Source organism: Nonomuraea salmonea (genome assembly GCF_042428605.1).
Classification (GTDB): domain Bacteria; phylum Actinomycetota; class Actinomycetes; order Streptosporangiales; family Streptosporangiaceae; genus Nonomuraea; species Nonomuraea salmonea.
In genome coordinates this window covers 55,882-71,103 of record NZ_JBHMCF010000045.1, presented here as the reverse complement: position 1 = coordinate 71,103, position 15,222 = coordinate 55,882, and the positions used below count along the sequence as shown (strand labels likewise).

Sequence of the window (15,222 nt, the reverse complement as noted above, 5' to 3'; positions counted from 1 at the left end):
TCGCGGGCATCAAGGTGACGAACGGGTTCAAAACCGTACACCACTCCCGTGGACGCTAACGACAGGTTCTCTGGTCTGTCCGGCCGGGCTCGCTACGAAGATCACAACCTACGCCGAACAACGATCCCGGAACCCGGCCATACAGCGATCCAGCTCAGGAGCTGTTCACTTGTTTGTCCACTTGGCCTTGCAGCGGTACTCGCCGTCGAAGAACCTTCACCGTGTCGCCATACAGGCGTGCCAATCTGTGGCGCCGTCTTCCGTACCGGCTGAAGTGCTGCTCGATGGCGGTTGCAGTCTCAGTGGTCAGGGGCATGAGCACTCCATCTGGTGGGGACAGCCAGTGGGACGCGGACAGGTGCCGGCCTGGTTCTAGCAATAGCTCGAACCACTGCATGGCCGGCCGCCCTGCATGGTCGGGGGTCGATCGAAGGTCCAGGGCTTCGTACCTCAGCCCCGGCCCACCGGACTCCTGCGGCGTCCTGAAGCCTGTACGGCTGGCGCCTCTGCTGGTCTGTGTCCGGCGGATGCGCCCGTTCACCTGCTCTGCGAAATAGGGCGGCATGTGGTGACGCGCCATGAACCGGTCTTCGCAATGGCGATCATCCAGTGACCCCGGGTTGCGCTGAGTCGGCCAGGATGGCCGCCAGTTTCAGGCCTTCGTCGGCGAAAAGTCGTCCCGCCTGCTCGCCCTTGGCGCGTGTTTCCAGAAGGACGAGCCAGGAGGAGCCGTCGCGTTGAGGTACGACGCGGATCTGGCGCACTTCGCTGAAGCCGACCTCCTGTAGTTGGGGGTGGATCGCCGTCGGTGACCAGTGCACCTTCCAGGCGCGATCGAAGTCGATGATCTGCAGTTGTCCGTCATAGGTGTAGGGGACCGGTCCGTCGAGGGTGACGGTGAACGAAGCGTAGTAGGTGGCGGTCTCCCCGAAATTCAAGTACGCCTTGGGGCGGACGCGGATGTCCTGGATGATTATCCGCTTGGCCTGGGAGCCCTTGGTGAAGGCGTTGTAGATGCCGTCGAAGTCTCGGGGCGGCTCCACCACCTGGGCTTTCATGGCGGACAGGTCGCCGCGCTGCCATGCCGTCAGGAACGCGGTCGCCGTCTGCTGGGGCGAGCCTTTGGTGCGTACCGTCAGGTAGACGGCAATGCCCAGACCGAGGACGGCAATCAGGGCTACGGCGATGGGGATCGCTGTCCGTCGCCGCCGGCGAGAAAATGCGGGCATTTCGGGGGCGCCGGCTAGAGCTTGCCTTCGAGAAGTACGGTGCGGTGGTCGGCGAGGTGGCGAGCGAGGTCATCGACGAACTGCGGGCGTAGCGGTGGCCAGTTCCAGAACGTGAAGCCGAGGTAGGCGAGTACGAAGTAGTCATCGGTCCACCTCCAGGAAGTCGGTTCGACCGGCTGCGTGCAGGCTGGACAGGCGATGACGATGTCGTCTCCTTCATCCCAGCCTCGTACGACTTCACGGAAGGGTTCCCATACCTCGTACTTGAGTTCGAAGCGCTCGTCGGCCAGGTGGGTCGTCGTCGAGCAGTGCGGGCAGGTAACGGCCATGGGGTCGCCCTGCCCCGCGTCGAAGACGGTACGGCCGACAGTGATGGCGAGGCCGTCATGCCAGGGCACGCTCCAACCGGACGGGTCTACCGCTGTCTCGGCGCGCGGGCCGGGCGGGTGCCCGACATCGGCGCCTAGGACGCAGTGCGTGGGCTCCGCGGACACGATTCCTGAGGAGATCAGCCAGCTCCGAACGTCCGCCGCCAGAGTCTCCGCCTCCTGAGGAGTCGCCTGGACGTCCACGATCGTTTGAAACCAATCTCCCATGAGCTTTCCTTATCTGTCGCCGCCGGACGCCGTGCAACGATACAAGCGGTCACTGACAGGACCGAGGCCGTGTTGCCGTTGGCGCGGCATTTGGCTCTCGGGTGATCTCAGTCAGGGGTGGTGTGCCTTGCGGGGACGTCGGCTGACGCCAAGGCAGGCGACCACGCGTGATGCGTCCGGGGCTAGGAAGAGCTGGAAGCGGTAGGCGGGGTCCGTGCTGATGACCAGTGGTGGTCGGGTTCGTGGTCACGGCTGGATCGTGAAGTGAGGAGCCATGGGTAAGAGGCGCTACGTCGCCAGAGGCGTTCCCGGCGGGTACCGGATCTGGGACAACAGGGCGCGTCGGTGGTGGGGTGACCTCTACGAGTTATGCCCTGACGATCTGCTTCATGAGCTGAACGGGGCGCGTGACATCGACAAGATCACGGCCCTTCTCAAGCGTTACCGAGCCGCGAAGCGGTAGCCGGGTGGTTGCACCGTATGGCCGGACCAGGAAGCGTCGATCGGTGGTCGCGTCGGCAGGGACGAGGGTGACTCTCACGGAAGCGCAGAGACCGTGATCGATCCGGCCGGCCTCCGTGAGCGATAGCGTCGCAGGGTGGGTGAAGATGATCCGGTGATCGGCTGGGGAGCGATGTGGAGCTCGCCGTCGCGGCTGGGCTCATCGTTCTGCTGCTTCTCCTGCCCACCGTCCTTTGGTTTGCCGTAACGATGCTGCGCCGCCGGAAATGACGTCTCCCCGCGGAGTGCTCCGGCACGTCCTCGGTCGAGCTTGCGTGATCGAATCGGGAGGCCAGAGCAGATTGTTGACAATGTAAGTCCGCACGCGTGGAACGGTCCTGGCGCGATTGGCCCACGGATGACTAGCGCTTTGTCGGCGGGCTATGGCAGCTCGGGTGCGGGCAGAGTTCCGACGGGTCGGGTCGGGCAGGAATCGGCCGCTCGTGGTTCGGCCGGTCGGTCTTGACGGTTGTCTGCCAAATTGTTAACGGTCTGTGTAACGCAGATCGTGGGAGACACGCATGCCGGATCACCCCCAGCCCTCCGCACGAGCCCGTGACCTGGTCGCGGACGCCTACGACATCCACATCCACGTGGCGCCGGACGTGATGCGCAGGCGGATCGACGACCTGACGCTCGCCAAGCGGTTCGCCGAGGTCGGGCTCGCCGGCTTCGTACTGAAATCCCATTACGTCCCCACCGCGGAACGGGCCGAGGTGGTGCGGAAGGCGGCGCCCGGCGTCGACGCCGTCGGTGCGATCACCCTGAATGCCGCGGTCGGCGGCATGAATCCCATCGCCGTCGAGATCGCCGCCAGGGGCGGCGCCAGGTTCGTGTGGATGCCGACCGTGGACAGCGCCAACCAGCGGGCCTGCACCGCGCGCGACCCCGAGGGCGCCACGCCTCCCATGTGGGCCAGGCTTCAGGACGATCTGCGGGAGGCCGGGATGGCGGCCGACCCCGTGGACGTCGTGGGGCAGGACGGGACGGTGCTGGAGCGGACCAGGCAGGTGCTGCGGCTGATCGGGCAGCATGATCTGACCCTCGCCACCGGCCACCTCAGCGCCGACGAGATCGACGCGGTGGTCGGCGCCGCCGTCGAAGAGGGCGTACGGCGCATCGTGGTCACCCATCCCGAGTTCACCTCGCAGCGGGTCGCGGTGGACCGGCAGCGCGCGCTGGCCGCCAAGGGGGCCCTGCTCGAACGCTGCTTCACCACCCCGCACTCCGGCAAGGTCTCCTGGCGGACCTGGCTCGACCACATCGACACCGTGGGCCCCGGGCACTCCGTGCTCTCCAGCGACCTCGGCCAGCCCTTCAACCCGCCCGTGGAGGACGGCCTGGCCCTGCTGGCCGACCGGCTGCTCGCCGAGGGCTTCACCGACAAGGACGTACGCACCATGGCCGTGGACAACTCCCGCCTGCTGGCCGGTCCCCGATGAGCGACACCGTGATCGAGGTGAGCGGGCTGGCCAAGCAGTTCGTCAAGGACGCGGTCGGCATCGTGGCGCTGCGCGACTTCGACCTCACGGTCGCCGAGGGCAGCTTCGTCACCGTGCTCGGCCGCAGCGGCTGCGGCAAGTCCACCATCCTCAACCTGCTCGCCGGCCTCACCACGCCGACCTCCGGCACGGTCGCGTACCGCGGCAGGCAGGTCGCGGGCCCGCGTACCGACATCGGCTATCTGACCCAGTCCGACACCCTCATGCCCTGGCGCAACGTCCTCAGGAACGTCGAGCTGCCCCTGGAGATCGGCGGCGTGCCCGCGCAGAGGCGCAGGGAACGCGCGGCCGAGCTGATCGGGAAGGTCGGCCTCGACGGGTTCGAACGGCACTACCCGCGCGAGCTGTCCGGCGGGATGCGCCGCCGGGTCAGCCTGGCCAGGATGCTGGCGGGCGATCCCGAGACGCTGCTCATGGACGAGCCGTTCGGCGCCCTCGACGCCCAGCTCCGCGGCGAGCTGCAGGCCGAGCTGCTGCGGTTGTGGGCGGACGGCGGGCAGACGGTGGTGTTCGTGACCCACGACATCGAGGAGGCGCTGCTGCTCGGGGACCGGGTCGTGGTGCTCGGCCCGGTCGGCCGCGTCATGCTCGACCGGCCCGTAGACCTGCCCCGGCCCAGGGACGCCGACGAGCTCCGCGTACACCCCGAGTTCGTCGCCCTGCACCGCGAGCTCACCGCGGCGCTGCGGGAGGGTGCCCGATGACCGCGATCCAGACCGTACGGCTCGACAGGGCCTGGTGGGGACGGCACGGCGGCACCGCCACGGTGTGGTCGCTGCGGGCGCTGCTGGTGGTGGCGCTGCTCGTGGTGTGGGAGCTGACGGCCGAGCGGTGGTTCGACATCACGTTCACCAGCCGGCCGAGCGATATCTGGACGCGTCTGGTCCAGTGGCATCAGGACGGGACATTGTGGTCCAACACCTGGATCACCGTTCAGGAGGTGGTGTACGGCTTCCTGCTCGGGGCCGCCGCGGGCGCCTTGACCGGGTTCGTACTGGCCTCCGCGCGGGCGCTCTACCAGGTGCTCGATCCGTTCATCATGGCCCTGTACGCCATCCCGAAGGTGGCGCTGGCGCCGCTGTTCATCGTCTGGTTCGGCATCGGGATGCACATGAAGGTGCTGCTGGCCGCCGCGACCGTCTTCTTCCTCGTCTTCCTCAACACCGCGGCGGGCGTGCGCGAGGTGGATCGGGGGCTCATCGACGCCGTACGCCTGATGGGTGGCAGGCGGCGGGAGATCATGGTCAAGGTGGTCATCCCTTCGTCGATGACGGGGCTGCTCACGGGGCTGAAGGTGGCGATTCCGTACGCGCTCATCGGCGCGGTGATCGGTGAGCTGGTGGCGTCCAACAGAGGGCTTGGCTACCTGATCAACGACGCGGCCGCGCAGTTCGACACCGCAGGGGTGTTCGCCACCCTCGTCGTGCTGAGCGTGATCGCGGCGTTGCTGAACCTGGTCGTCGGGCTGCTCGACCGGCGCGCGAGCCGGTGGAAGCCGCTGGGGGAGGAGCGGTGACCCGCCGCCTCGCCTTACTGGTCGCGCTCCTGCTGTGCGTGACTGGTTGCGCGCAGCGTAGCTCGACCACGCCGCCCGGCGTCCTGAACGTCGGGCAGATCAGCAACTCGCTCGCGTTCTTCCCGCTGTTCGTGGCCGAGCAGCAGGGGTACTTCACCGAGGAGGGCGTCAAGCTCGGTGAACGGCCCCGGCTCGGCACTGGGGCAAAAGTCGCCGCGGCCCTCAAGTCGGGCAGCATCGACCTCGGCGCCGGGGTGATGACGGACGCGTTCAACCTGGCCAGGATCGACGACAAGGGCAGGCTGGTGGCCAACCTGGTCGACCGCTACTACGTGGACGTCGTCGTCGGTCCCTCCTTCGCGGGCGCGAGCCCGTCCGACCCGCTCGACCAGCGCATCCGCGCCCTGCGCGGCAAGAAGATCGGCATCACGGGGCCGGGCAGCGGGACAGAGGCGCTCGTGACGTACCTGTTCGCCAAGACCGGGATGAACGCCGATACGGACTGCGAAATGGTCAACCTCGGCAGCACCGCCGCGTCCGCCCTGGGTGCGCTCAAATCTGGACGGGTCGACGCGCTCGCCTTCTTCCAGCCGATCGCCCAGCAGGCCGCGGCGGCCGGGATCGGCGTACGCTTCGTCTCACCCGCCGCCGGGGACGTGCCCGGCCTGGACCGGACCTCGCACGGCGTCGTGTTCACCACGCAGCGGATCATCGACAAGAAGCCCAAAGAGGTCGCCGCCTTCCAGAACGCGATCGGCCGCGCCCAGCGCTTCATCCACGACGCCGACCCCGACGAGATCATCCGGCTGCTGGGCGTCTATCTGAAGGGCATCGATCCCAAGGCGCTGACCGAGCTGCCTGCACTCATGCGGACCGAGATTCCCGAAACCATCGGGTTCCCCCGATCCTCCTTCGAGGCGGCCCTCACCTTTCACCGGATGACCGGGCTGGTCAAGCACCTGCCGACGTACGAGCAGATCGTGCCGGCCGCGCTGCGCACGGACGCTACCTGATCTGCTGCTAAGGGCGGTGGGTCAGGAGTTCCAGGGCGGCTTGGGTGCTGGCGATCAGGTTGGGGTCACCTTTGGCCGTGCGTATGGCGAGGGCCTCCTGCAGTGCCGCGCGGGCCTCCTGGTCGCGGTTCAGGTCGGTGAGGGCTTTGCCCAGGTGCTGGAGGGAGAAGCACGTCATTTCCGGTGCTTCTTCTCTTGCGAGGGTGAGCGTTGCGCGGCAGAGGGACTCTGCGGTCGTCGCGTCGCCGGCGTAGCGGTGGGCGTCGGCCAGGTTGAGTGAGGCCGCTATGCGTCTGCGGGTGGTGTCGGCCTGGGCGAGGGCGCGGTTGAGGTGGTCGATCGCGGCGGTGTGCTCGCCCAGGACGAGCAGGCCCACCCCTAGGGCGCGCAGGGTGGTGTAGTCGGTGGGGTTCTCGGTGCGGGCTGAGGTGACCAGCGCGGCCAGACGGTCGCGGTCGGTGGGGATCATGCGCTGGCGGTCGTCGTACGTGATGAGCTCGTTGATCTCTTGGAAGAGCACAGGCAGAAGACTAGGGGTGGATGGGGCTTGGGAAGTACCGAGTTCGAGGCCGGGTACGTCAACTCGTGGCTGGCGGCGTGGCAGCACAACCTCGTGTGTCTGAGGCGTCGCTTCGGCCGGCTTGATAGGCGCCGAAGAGGGTGGGCGTACCGTCGGGGCCGAGTTCGGGTTCTACGGCGCGTGAGTGGACGAGTTGGAGGAGCCGCGCGCGCTCTTCGCGCACCTGGTCAGGCCGGAGTTGGTCGACCAGGCGGTGAAGGTCTTCGTACTCTTCCTGCGGTGCCGTCATGCTGTTGACTTTACGGCGCGATCCCGGCAAGCAAGCGGTTGGGAGCGGACACCGCTTCGAAACAGTCAACGGCTCCCATACGCGATGAAACGCCTCCGTTGGCGTGCTCGGCCACTGCTGCGATCGACGGGCGTACATCTTCGTGTTGACGGCGGGCGCTACTCGCGGCGTACAGGGTCGTTCGGTGGACGGGACGGGAGGTGGACGACGGCGTGGGGAGGGGCTGCCTAGCGTCTGGTGGGTGTTCGAGACGCCGCTAGGAGCCGTTCGATGAGAGTCAAGAGTCTCGGTCTGTCGCCGATCGCCATTGCCGGGCTTGCCGCGCTCGGTGTGCCCAGGGCGGTCGCCCATGATCTTGACCTGGTCGGGCCGGTCGTCAACGCGCTGCTGGTGTTCGTGCCCCTCGTCGTCTGGCTGGTCGTCGTGGTGGTGCGGCGGGTGCCGAAGCCGTTCCTCGCGTTGCTGGTGGTGGGTGGTGTCTACGGGGTTCTGCTGGGGGTGACTCATCAGGTGTTGTGGGGGGCGTCGTTCGGTGATGAGGCGCCTGCGTTGGGCGGGAATCTGGCGGGAGCCCTCTCGCCGGGCGCGGAGGGCGTGCTGATCAGGGTTTTCGCCTTCGGCAGCAGTCTCGTGACCGGGCTCGGGGTCGGTGCGGCCGTCGGTGCCGTCGCGTGGGTGGTCGCCTCCGTGCGGCGGTGAGGTCAGGTCCAGCGTCTGTTGGTGCGGTCCACCTCCAGCTCGGCCGGGGTCAGGTCCACGTGGACGGGGATGCCGGGGCGGCCCCCTACCTTTACCAGGAACTTGCCGCGGCCGGGGGGTTCGCCGTCGCGGGCGCGGGCGTTGTCCCAGCTGGGCGGGGTGGACCAGTCGACGATCATGCGTTGCTCGGCGGCGGACATCCCCACGACCTGGGTCAGGGCGGACAGCTCGGCCTCGGGGAGGCCGCCGCAGAGGATCATGCCGGCGCGTTCGGCGAAGCCCCTCGCCTTGAGGCGGTCGGCCTCCTCCGTGAGGGCCAGCAGGTCGCTCATCGTGTGCGTGATCATCGCCTGGCCGACGCCGCGCTGGCGGTTCAGGCGGGTCAGGGCGTCCACGCGGTCCACCAGGCCGCGGCCGGCTCGAAGGACGCGCCACAACTCGTCCAGGACCACCCAGAAGCGGCGTTGCGGGGCGAGGCCGGCGTCGGCCAGGGCGTGGGCGGCCTCGATCGCGCCGAAACCCTCCGACCAGCAGGCCAGCAGGACGGCCGCCTGCAACTCCTGGTCGGACTCGTCGATGCCGGAGATGTCGATGCAGCAGCCGGCCGGGGTGTCCAGGCGGATGGGGGTGGTGGTGGCGCGGGCGAACGCGTCGCCCAGGGGGCCGTCCACCAGGCCGAGCAGGGAGGCGTGCAGGGGGTCGACGACCTGCCGGTAACGCTCCTCGCTGCCGCGGGCCAGGGTCACGGCTCGTACGGGGTCGGGGCCGGCGTCGATGACGTGGATCAGGTCGGGGAGGATGGGGACGCCGGGGTGGCGTTCGTCCAGAACCCGCAGGGCGGCGGACAGGATCGTCCGCTCGGTGTCGGCCACCGGGCGGCCGCGGACGATGGTGACGAGGGCGGCGACGGCGTTCAGGCGGCGGCCGTGCGCGTCGGCCAGCAGGCGCTCCCGGTCCAGGCCCGACAGGCGCGCGGCGGCGGCGCCGATCTCGCCGGGGTCGAGGACGTTCAAGGCGCCGAGCCCGCGGCCGAGCTTGATGATCTGGCCGCCCATGGCCGCGATCAGGTCGGTGTAGTCGGGCTTCAGATCGCCCAGCACCAGCGGGGTGACGCCGTAGCCGGCCAGGCCGACGACCTGGCGGCGTACCAGCGTGGACTTGCCCAGCCCCGGCTTGCCGAGCACGAGCTCAGACGGGTTGTGGATGAGACCGGCGCGGGCGAACCAGGAGATCGGGTCGCAGCACAGGGTCGCGCCGCCGGTCAGCTCGCGCCCGAGCGGCACGCCGATCGCCGGCGTGCTGAACCCGACCCCGAACGGCCACAGCCCGCACACCTGCACGGTGGTGCCGCGCCACTCCGGGGGCGCCTCGACGTACGGTACGCGGCCACCGCCGCGCCCGGCGTATCCGCGCGGGCCGAGCCGCGGGGAGGTGTACGGCATGGTCAGCTCCCTTCGGAGGAACGGGTCACAGCGTCTCCCTGACGAACGCGGGAATCCGCAGGTGGTCAGGCAGGACCAGGCCGAGGGGCAGCGCGGCGGCGAAGCTCGCGGCCTGGGCGCCGTACATGCGGCGCAGGCGTACCCGGGCGGAAGGGGCGAGCGTGTCGATCGCGGCGACGGCGGCGGGCAGGTCCTCGGAGCGCGCGACGGTGGCGGTGACGAGCATCGCGAAGCGTACGAGACCCGCCCCCTTCGCCTCCTCCCTGGCGCTCTGGTCGGCGGCGGCCACCGCCACGGTGTCGCGGGCGGCGGCGTTGACGCCGCCGAGACGGAAGCGGGCGTCCTTGCGGTCGCGCTCGACGAGGCGGGCGGCGCTGCCCGGGTCGTACGGGCGGTAGAGCAGGGAGACCCGCTTGCGTGTGACGTCGCGGTGCGGCGCCAGCAGGTCGGTGAGCACCGGCGCGAGCACCTCTCCCCGTGGCGCCTCGCTCATCCCCCAGGTGACGGAGATGCCGGAGTCGTGCCGGTAGTGGTCCCAGGACTCCTGGGCGGCGACGGGGCCGATCTGGTCCCAGGGCTGGGCGATCGGCCGGCCGCCGGAGCGGGCCGCGTCCAGAAGCCGCTGGCTGGCCGGGTCGTACGCGATCCTGATCGCCTCCGCGATCTCCGCGGCGGTCATGGGACGTGAGGCGCCCGCGCCCGCCATGCTGAGCCCGGCGGTCAGGCCGGGCAGCCGGGTGGCGATCTCCCGCGTCATGGCGGCGGTGCTGCGGGGCCGGCCGCCGCCGCGCGGGTTGGCGGCGTAGGTGACGGCGATGCGGGTGGAGACCTGCGCGGAGCCGGCGGGGTAGGTGCGGACGACGTCGTTCAGTACGGCCGCCGCCAGCTCAGGGGCGTCGGGCGACAGGTTGTCGGCGACCTCGCGCCGCAGGCGGGTGCCGAGGTCGGGCGCGGTCTCGACGGTGACCGTGGCCGCCACCAGGGACGGCTCGTGGGCGAGCCCGGCCAGCCACTGGCCCCAGTGCGCCACCCACGTGTCCACCTGGTCGCTGTCGACCAGCGCGGCACCCTCCACGGACGCCTCGAACACCGCCGTGTGATGGCCGGTCGCCGGCACCACGATCAGGCCGAACGCGCGCCCTCTGGAGTCGGTGGCCTGCACGACGTGCGAGCCGGCGGCCAGGCCGGGGAGCTGGAAGGCGCCCTTGTGCGTGAGCCCGAGCGGCCCCGACCGGTACAGGTGCCGGCCGCGCCCCCGCCCGCGCAGCCACGACAGGCGGGCGACGGCGATCTGCAGCCCGGTGCGGCCGTGCCGGTCGCGCAGCAGCAACATCGGCGTCAGCACGAACGCGATCACCGCCGCCAGCACCAGCGCCGCCTTGAGCGAGACCATCATCGTGATCACGCACGCGACCAGGCCGCCGAGGAGCAGCAACGTGCCCAGCAGGCCCAGGTCGCCGATGCCCGGGCTGGCCGGGCGGCGCCAGTTGCCGTAGGTGCGCTCGCTGTCAGCAGTCGCCATCCGATCCTCTTTCTCGTAGGGGTGACTCGCCGTCGGCGGCCGTCTTCGTGAGCGTCGCGGTACGGGCGCCCGACGGGCCGGCGGGGCGGGCGGGCCTGGCCGCGTCCACGTTCCTCGCGAGCGTGGGCAGGATGCGGGCCCCCATGGCCACGGTCACGTCCCCGGTGGTGGAGAGGGAACCGCCGCCGTGACGCACCGCGCCGACCGCCGGGGCCAGCAGCCTCAGCAGGGCAGGCAGCGCCGCCACCGCCAGGATGATCACCACCAGGCCCGACAGCTGCGCCAGCTCCGATGACGGGTCGCCGATCGCCAGGAAGGCGTAGCTGTAGACCGTGGCGGCGGCCGGCTTGTACAGGGCGAAGGCGAGCGCCCAGACCGCGATGCGGGCCAGCCAGGCGCGGCCCGCCTCGGTGCCGCTCAGGGCCGCCGCCATCGGCAGCATGCCGACCAGCAGGCCGAGCAGGGCGACGCGGGCCAGCATCAGCACGATCTGCAGGATGCAGGAGATGATCGAGGCGAACGCCAGCACGATCATCAGGCCGGGCGGCAGGGTCATGCCCTGAAAGCCGGCCAGACGGGTGATCGCCGCGCCGAAGTCGCCGCCGAAACCGCCGCTGTCCAGGGCCTGGCCGATGATCCAGCCGGAGTACGCGTCTCCGGCCTCGACCAGCAGGGACATCGCGGCCGTCCCGCAGCCGGTGACCACCGCCAGCGTCAGCAGGCCCGTCACCGCGCGCATCGCGGGCTCCGCCCTGCGGCGCATGGCCAGGCGTCCCGCCGCGATGACCAGGCCCAGCACCGCCAGCAGGGCGACGTACCAGTGCGTACGCTCCTGCAGCCAGGCCACGGGGCCCACGCTGTCGGACAGGGGCGGCGCCGCGGCGCTGCTGCCGGAGAAGCTCGCCATCATGCCCAGGACCTTGACCTGGGCCTCCTGCAGCGCCGTCGCCAGCTCGTCGATGACCCCGCCGCCCTCGGCGGCGCCGGTCACCCCCGCGCAGACCGCGTCGGCGCCGGGCAGGTCGCACAGGCTCGTGCCCTCGGGTGTGGGGGACCTCATCACACGCCGCCCCACGGCACGAACCCCGCCAGCGAGGTCACCGCCTGCAGGCTCGGGCTGATGGAACCGTCCGGCTGCAGCCGCAGCCGCCAGTCGCCGCCGCTCCACACCACGGTGACGGTGTTGACCTGGAGGTGTCCTGTGGCGGCGAAGCGGGAGACGAGCTGGACGGTGGCCACGTCGGGCGTGTACGAGGCGAACGCGTAGGCGGCCAGCTGGCCCTTGCCGCCGGTGTCCTCGCCGGTGTTCACCTGGCGGCGCTGTTCCGCGTACGCGTCGCGGCCCGGCCCTGGCATCACCTGCTCGTCGACGACCCGCCGCCAGCCGTCGGCCAGGACGAACCTCGTGGCGATCTGCCAGGCGGCGATCAGGGCGCCGGTGGGCGTACGGGAGAAGCAGCGGTGCACGTCGGCCTCCTTGCGGTGCGGGCCGTGCTCGCGTGAGGCGGGTTCCGCGACGCCGTGGAACACCGTCCACGTGATGTCGGCGGGTGGTTGCGCGGGAAGGTCCTGGGACGCCGTCGCGGGGGTCGCCGGGCAGTGACCCGGCGCGGCGGCGGCCGGCGTGGGCGGCACGGAGGGCGCGGCCGGCGGCGTGACCGCCCAAGCCGGCGCCGATGGGGACGGCGGCGGCGCCGTCAGTACGGCCGGGCGCGGTGAAGCGTGGCGCACCGGCCGATCTGCGGTGTCCTCGCGGCCGGGCCGCAGAAGCACCATCACCGCAAGAACCGCCACCAAAGTCACGAAAACCGCCGCAACCCAGAACGCCGCCCCACGGGAGGCCCCACGAGGGGGCGCGTCACGAAAGGCCGCGTCACGGAAGGCCGCGCCATGGGAGGCCGCGCCATGGGAGGCCGCGCCATGGGAGGCCGCGCCATGGGAGGCCGTGTCGTGCGGCGCTATGTCGTGCGGGGCTATGTCGTGCGGGGCCGGGTGGTGTGGTGCCGGGTGGTGCGGTGCCGGGTCGTGCGGGGCCGGGTCGCGTGAGGTCGCGGTGCGCGGCGTCGCGGTGTGCGGGGGCCTGTCGTGCTGAGGTGAGGTAGGCGGCGGTGGCGTGGGGTGGGTGGGTGGTTCGGGGGGCCGGTGGTTGGTGGAGGTCATGACAGGAGGGCGCTGACCAGGCCGGAGGCCGAGCCGAGGAGGACGCAGGCGGCCATCACCCACGCCAGCCCCACCGCGTGCCTGCCGCCCTCCCCACGGTGGTGGATCAGGGCCATCCTGGCGGCCACCCCCATCACCCCGGCCACGCACATTCCGGTGACGATCCACGTCGCCCAGCCCAGCGCCGTCAGCAGCTTCTCCGAACCGGGCGGCGGCGTGCCGATGCCCGGATCGGGGACGCCCACGAGCGGTAGCACATCGGCCAGAAATTGCGTCATGAAGGTCCTCCGGGGTGATCAGATGCGAGGTTCCGGTACGCGTCGCCGGCCCATGACAACCGCTCAAGGTCCGTGCTCGTAAAGAGAATGACCAAGCCTTTCTTATTTCTCCGGTACGGGGACTCGCGCAGCGGCCGACCGCCGGAATTACTCGCTGCATGGGCCGTTGACCAGGTAAAACCTTACTGCTCGGGATTGCGCAGGGCCACTAGCGACACCTTTTCCCGGCGGGCGTTCGCAAGGGCCGGAATTAGCTCCCCGACACATCATGAATGGCGCCGACAAGAGAGACGTTCTTTATGAATAAGGGTGGAAAGCTGGTCATCCTGGCGACGGCCACATCTCTGGCTCTCCTGGTCGGCCTGGTGCTCCTCCTGAGCGGCGGGCCGCCGAGGACGGGCTTGGTGGTGTCGTTGCGTCCCGGCAGCGTCCCCGCCGCCTACCAGGCGTGGCTCAGCCGGGCGGGCCGGCTGTGCGGGCACGTCAGCGCGCCGCTCATCGCCGCCCAGGTGGAGGCGGAGAGCGGCTGGCGGCCCAAGGCGCGATCCAGCGTGGGGGCGCGGGGCATCGCCCAGTTCATGCCCGCCACCTGGGCGAGCTACGGCCGGGACGCCGACGGTGACGGCGTCACCAGCCCCGACGACCCCCAGGACGCGATCATGGCCATGGCCCGGTACGACTGCAGCCTGGCCCGCACCACCGCCCGGCTGCCAGGGGATCCGACCTCCAACATGCTCGCCGCCTACAACGCGGGCCCCGGCGCGGTCCTGCGGCACAAGGGCGTCCCGCCGTACCCGGAGACCCAGGAGTACGTGCGCCGGGTCCTCGCCCGAGTCGCGCACTTCACCGACATCCCGCTCACGGCGCTCGGCGCCACCCGGTTCGGCAGCGCCGTGGTGGCGACGGCCCAGCGCTGGCTCGGCACCCCCTACTCGTGGGGTGGCGGCGGGCCGAACGGCCCGACCCCCGGCATCGGCAGGGCGACCGGGATCGTCGGCTTCGACTGCAGCGGTCTCGTGCTGCACGCCGTCTGGGCCGCCTCGGGCGGGCGCGTCCAGCTTCCGCATCTGGCCGCGACGCAGGCGACCGAGTACGGCACCCCGGTGCCCCGCGATCAGTTGCTGCCCGGCGACGTCATCGGCATCGACCACCGGGACGGGCGCGGCATCAGCCACATCGTCATCTACGCAGGTCGCGGCCAGGTCATCCACGCGCCCCAGACCGGGGACGTCGTCCGCATCGCCCCGTTGAAGAACTTCGCCTCGGCCGCCTGGACCATCCGGAGGTACGCATGAGCCCCCGACCCCTCACCCTCACGGCCGTCGCGACGGCTCTCGCGCTCGCCGGTTGCGCCGCCGACCCCGGCTCGGTGGCCACCGAGCGCGTGACGCCCCGGCCCCGTGCGTCCCTGCCTGTCACCTCCGTGCCTGTCACGTCCGTGCCTGTCACGTCCGCGCCGCCGACGTCCGGTTCGGTGATGTTCGGTCCAGGATCGGCCACGCCCACCCCGAGCAGGTCCACGGTGGCCGCCCTCGACCCCGCCTCGATCGACCAGCGGGACGCCGACACTGTCAGCACCGCCGTCCTGACCGCCATGTGGAGCGTCGACACCACCACCGACCACGACCAGCGCGACGCCGCCCTGCGGGCCGCCGGCTGGCTGAGCCCCGAGTATCTGGCGGAGCTACGGGACGGCCCTCAAGTCGGTACGGACGCCGCCTGGGCCACGTGGGCCGCCCACCGCGCCCGTACGCGGGCGTCACTGACCGAGGGCCGCGACACGCGCCCGCCCGACACCGCCACCCAGGCCGACCGGCAGTGGCAGCTCACCGTCACCCCCATCGGCGCCGACGGCTGGCGCGGCGAGCCCCTCGCCATGACGGCGTTCGTCGCCCTCGAACGCCCCAAGCGCAGCGCCCCCTGGCGCGTCACGGCCGTCACCCTGCGCTAGCGCG

At 70.7% G+C, this 15,222-nt stretch carries 15 protein-coding genes; 7 read left to right on the top strand and 8 right to left on the bottom strand.

Translation table 11 applies throughout. The annotated features are described in order from the left end of the window. Positions 1–602 precede the first annotated feature (602 nt). Both ACFFR3_RS40330 and ACFFR3_RS40325 read right to left on the bottom strand, forming a co-directional pair. Positions 603–1,229 carry an NTF2-like N-terminal transpeptidase domain-containing protein gene (locus tag ACFFR3_RS40330; RefSeq protein WP_364375603.1) on the bottom strand — a complete coding sequence of 209 codons (627 nt, stop codon included), beginning with the start codon at positions 1,227–1,229 and terminating at the stop codon, positions 603–605. A gap of 14 nt (positions 1,230–1,243) precedes the next feature. Beyond that, the gene (locus ACFFR3_RS40325; RefSeq protein ID WP_379484840.1) at positions 1,244–1,825 is read right to left on the bottom strand and encodes a hypothetical protein; all 582 of its coding nucleotides are present in this window, start codon (positions 1,823–1,825) and stop codon (positions 1,244–1,246) included. A 1,022-nt stretch (positions 1,826–2,847) separates the two neighbouring features. Between ACFFR3_RS40325 and ACFFR3_RS40320 the strand changes: the two genes are divergently transcribed. From ACFFR3_RS40320 to ACFFR3_RS40305, 4 genes are read left to right on the top strand one after another with little or no spacing between them, the layout of a single operon-like run. Then, on the top strand, positions 2,848–3,768 hold the full coding sequence (locus ACFFR3_RS40320) for a DUF6282 family protein (protein ID WP_345394678.1): 921 nt from the start codon (positions 2,848–2,850) through the stop codon (positions 3,766–3,768). After that, complete coding sequence (locus tag ACFFR3_RS40315; RefSeq protein ID WP_345394681.1) at positions 3,765–4,532, top strand: ABC transporter ATP-binding protein; 768 nt, start codon at positions 3,765–3,767, stop codon at positions 4,530–4,532. The genes ACFFR3_RS40320 and ACFFR3_RS40315 overlap by 4 nt, the downstream gene beginning before the upstream one ends. Beyond that, the gene (locus ACFFR3_RS40310; protein WP_345394684.1) at positions 4,529–5,344 is read left to right on the top strand and encodes an ABC transporter permease; all 816 of its coding nucleotides are present in this window, start codon (positions 4,529–4,531) and stop codon (positions 5,342–5,344) included. Before ACFFR3_RS40315 ends, ACFFR3_RS40310 begins: the two co-directional genes overlap by 4 nt. After that, positions 5,341–6,357 carry an ABC transporter substrate-binding protein gene (locus ACFFR3_RS40305; protein ID WP_345394686.1) on the top strand — a complete coding sequence of 339 codons (1,017 nt, stop codon included), beginning with the start codon at positions 5,341–5,343 and terminating at the stop codon, positions 6,355–6,357. Before ACFFR3_RS40310 ends, ACFFR3_RS40305 begins: the two co-directional genes overlap by 4 nt. A 7-nt stretch (positions 6,358–6,364) precedes the next feature. On the opposite strand, the gene ACFFR3_RS40300 is transcribed toward ACFFR3_RS40305, so the two are convergent. Next, a complete protein-coding gene (locus tag ACFFR3_RS40300; protein WP_345394689.1) occupies positions 6,365–6,877 on the bottom strand; it encodes a tetratricopeptide repeat protein in 513 nt (170 codons plus the stop codon). Between the two features lie 559 nt (positions 6,878–7,436). Here ACFFR3_RS40300 and ACFFR3_RS40295 point away from each other — a divergent pair. Then, the gene (locus ACFFR3_RS40295; RefSeq protein ID WP_345394692.1) at positions 7,437–7,865 is read left to right on the top strand and encodes a hypothetical protein; all 429 of its coding nucleotides are present in this window, start codon (positions 7,437–7,439) and stop codon (positions 7,863–7,865) included. A gap of 2 nt (positions 7,866–7,867) precedes the next feature. Here the strand turns inward: ACFFR3_RS40295 and ACFFR3_RS40290 are convergent, their stop codons facing one another. The 5 genes from ACFFR3_RS40290 to ACFFR3_RS40270 form a co-directional block, all read right to left on the bottom strand. Continuing rightward, the gene (locus ACFFR3_RS40290; protein ID WP_364375589.1) at positions 7,868–9,307 is read right to left on the bottom strand and encodes a putative type IV secretion/conjugal transfer ATPase; all 1,440 of its coding nucleotides are present in this window, start codon (positions 9,305–9,307) and stop codon (positions 7,868–7,870) included. Positions 9,308–9,332: 25 nt separating this feature from the next. After that, complete coding sequence (locus ACFFR3_RS40285) at positions 9,333–10,829, bottom strand: SCO6880 family protein (RefSeq protein ID WP_364375587.1); 1,497 nt, start codon at positions 10,827–10,829, stop codon at positions 9,333–9,335. After that, on the bottom strand, positions 10,816–11,889 hold the full coding sequence (locus ACFFR3_RS40280; RefSeq protein ID WP_379484839.1) for a hypothetical protein: 1,074 nt from the start codon (positions 11,887–11,889) through the stop codon (positions 10,816–10,818). The genes ACFFR3_RS40285 and ACFFR3_RS40280 overlap by 14 nt, the downstream gene beginning before the upstream one ends. Then, positions 11,889–12,605, bottom strand: coding sequence for a DUF8175 domain-containg protein (locus ACFFR3_RS40275; protein ID WP_345394704.1), 717 nt, complete (start codon positions 12,603–12,605; stop codon positions 11,889–11,891). Before ACFFR3_RS40275 ends, ACFFR3_RS40280 begins: the two co-directional genes overlap by 1 nt. 380 nt (positions 12,606–12,985) lie before the next feature. Further along, entirely contained in the window at positions 12,986–13,267 is a 282-nt protein-coding gene (locus ACFFR3_RS40270; protein WP_355419838.1) for a hypothetical protein, read from the bottom strand. A gap of 299 nt (positions 13,268–13,566) precedes the next feature. On the opposite strand from ACFFR3_RS40270, the gene ACFFR3_RS40265 reads away from it, so the two are divergent. Further along, positions 13,567–14,562 (top strand): C40 family peptidase, encoded by a 996-nt coding sequence (locus ACFFR3_RS40265; RefSeq protein WP_364375579.1) that lies wholly within the window; start codon positions 13,567–13,569, stop codon positions 14,560–14,562. Next, entirely contained in the window at positions 14,559–15,218 is a 660-nt protein-coding gene (locus tag ACFFR3_RS40260; protein WP_379484837.1) for a hypothetical protein, read from the top strand. The genes ACFFR3_RS40265 and ACFFR3_RS40260 overlap by 4 nt, the downstream gene beginning before the upstream one ends. Positions 15,219–15,222: the final 4 nt, after the last annotated feature.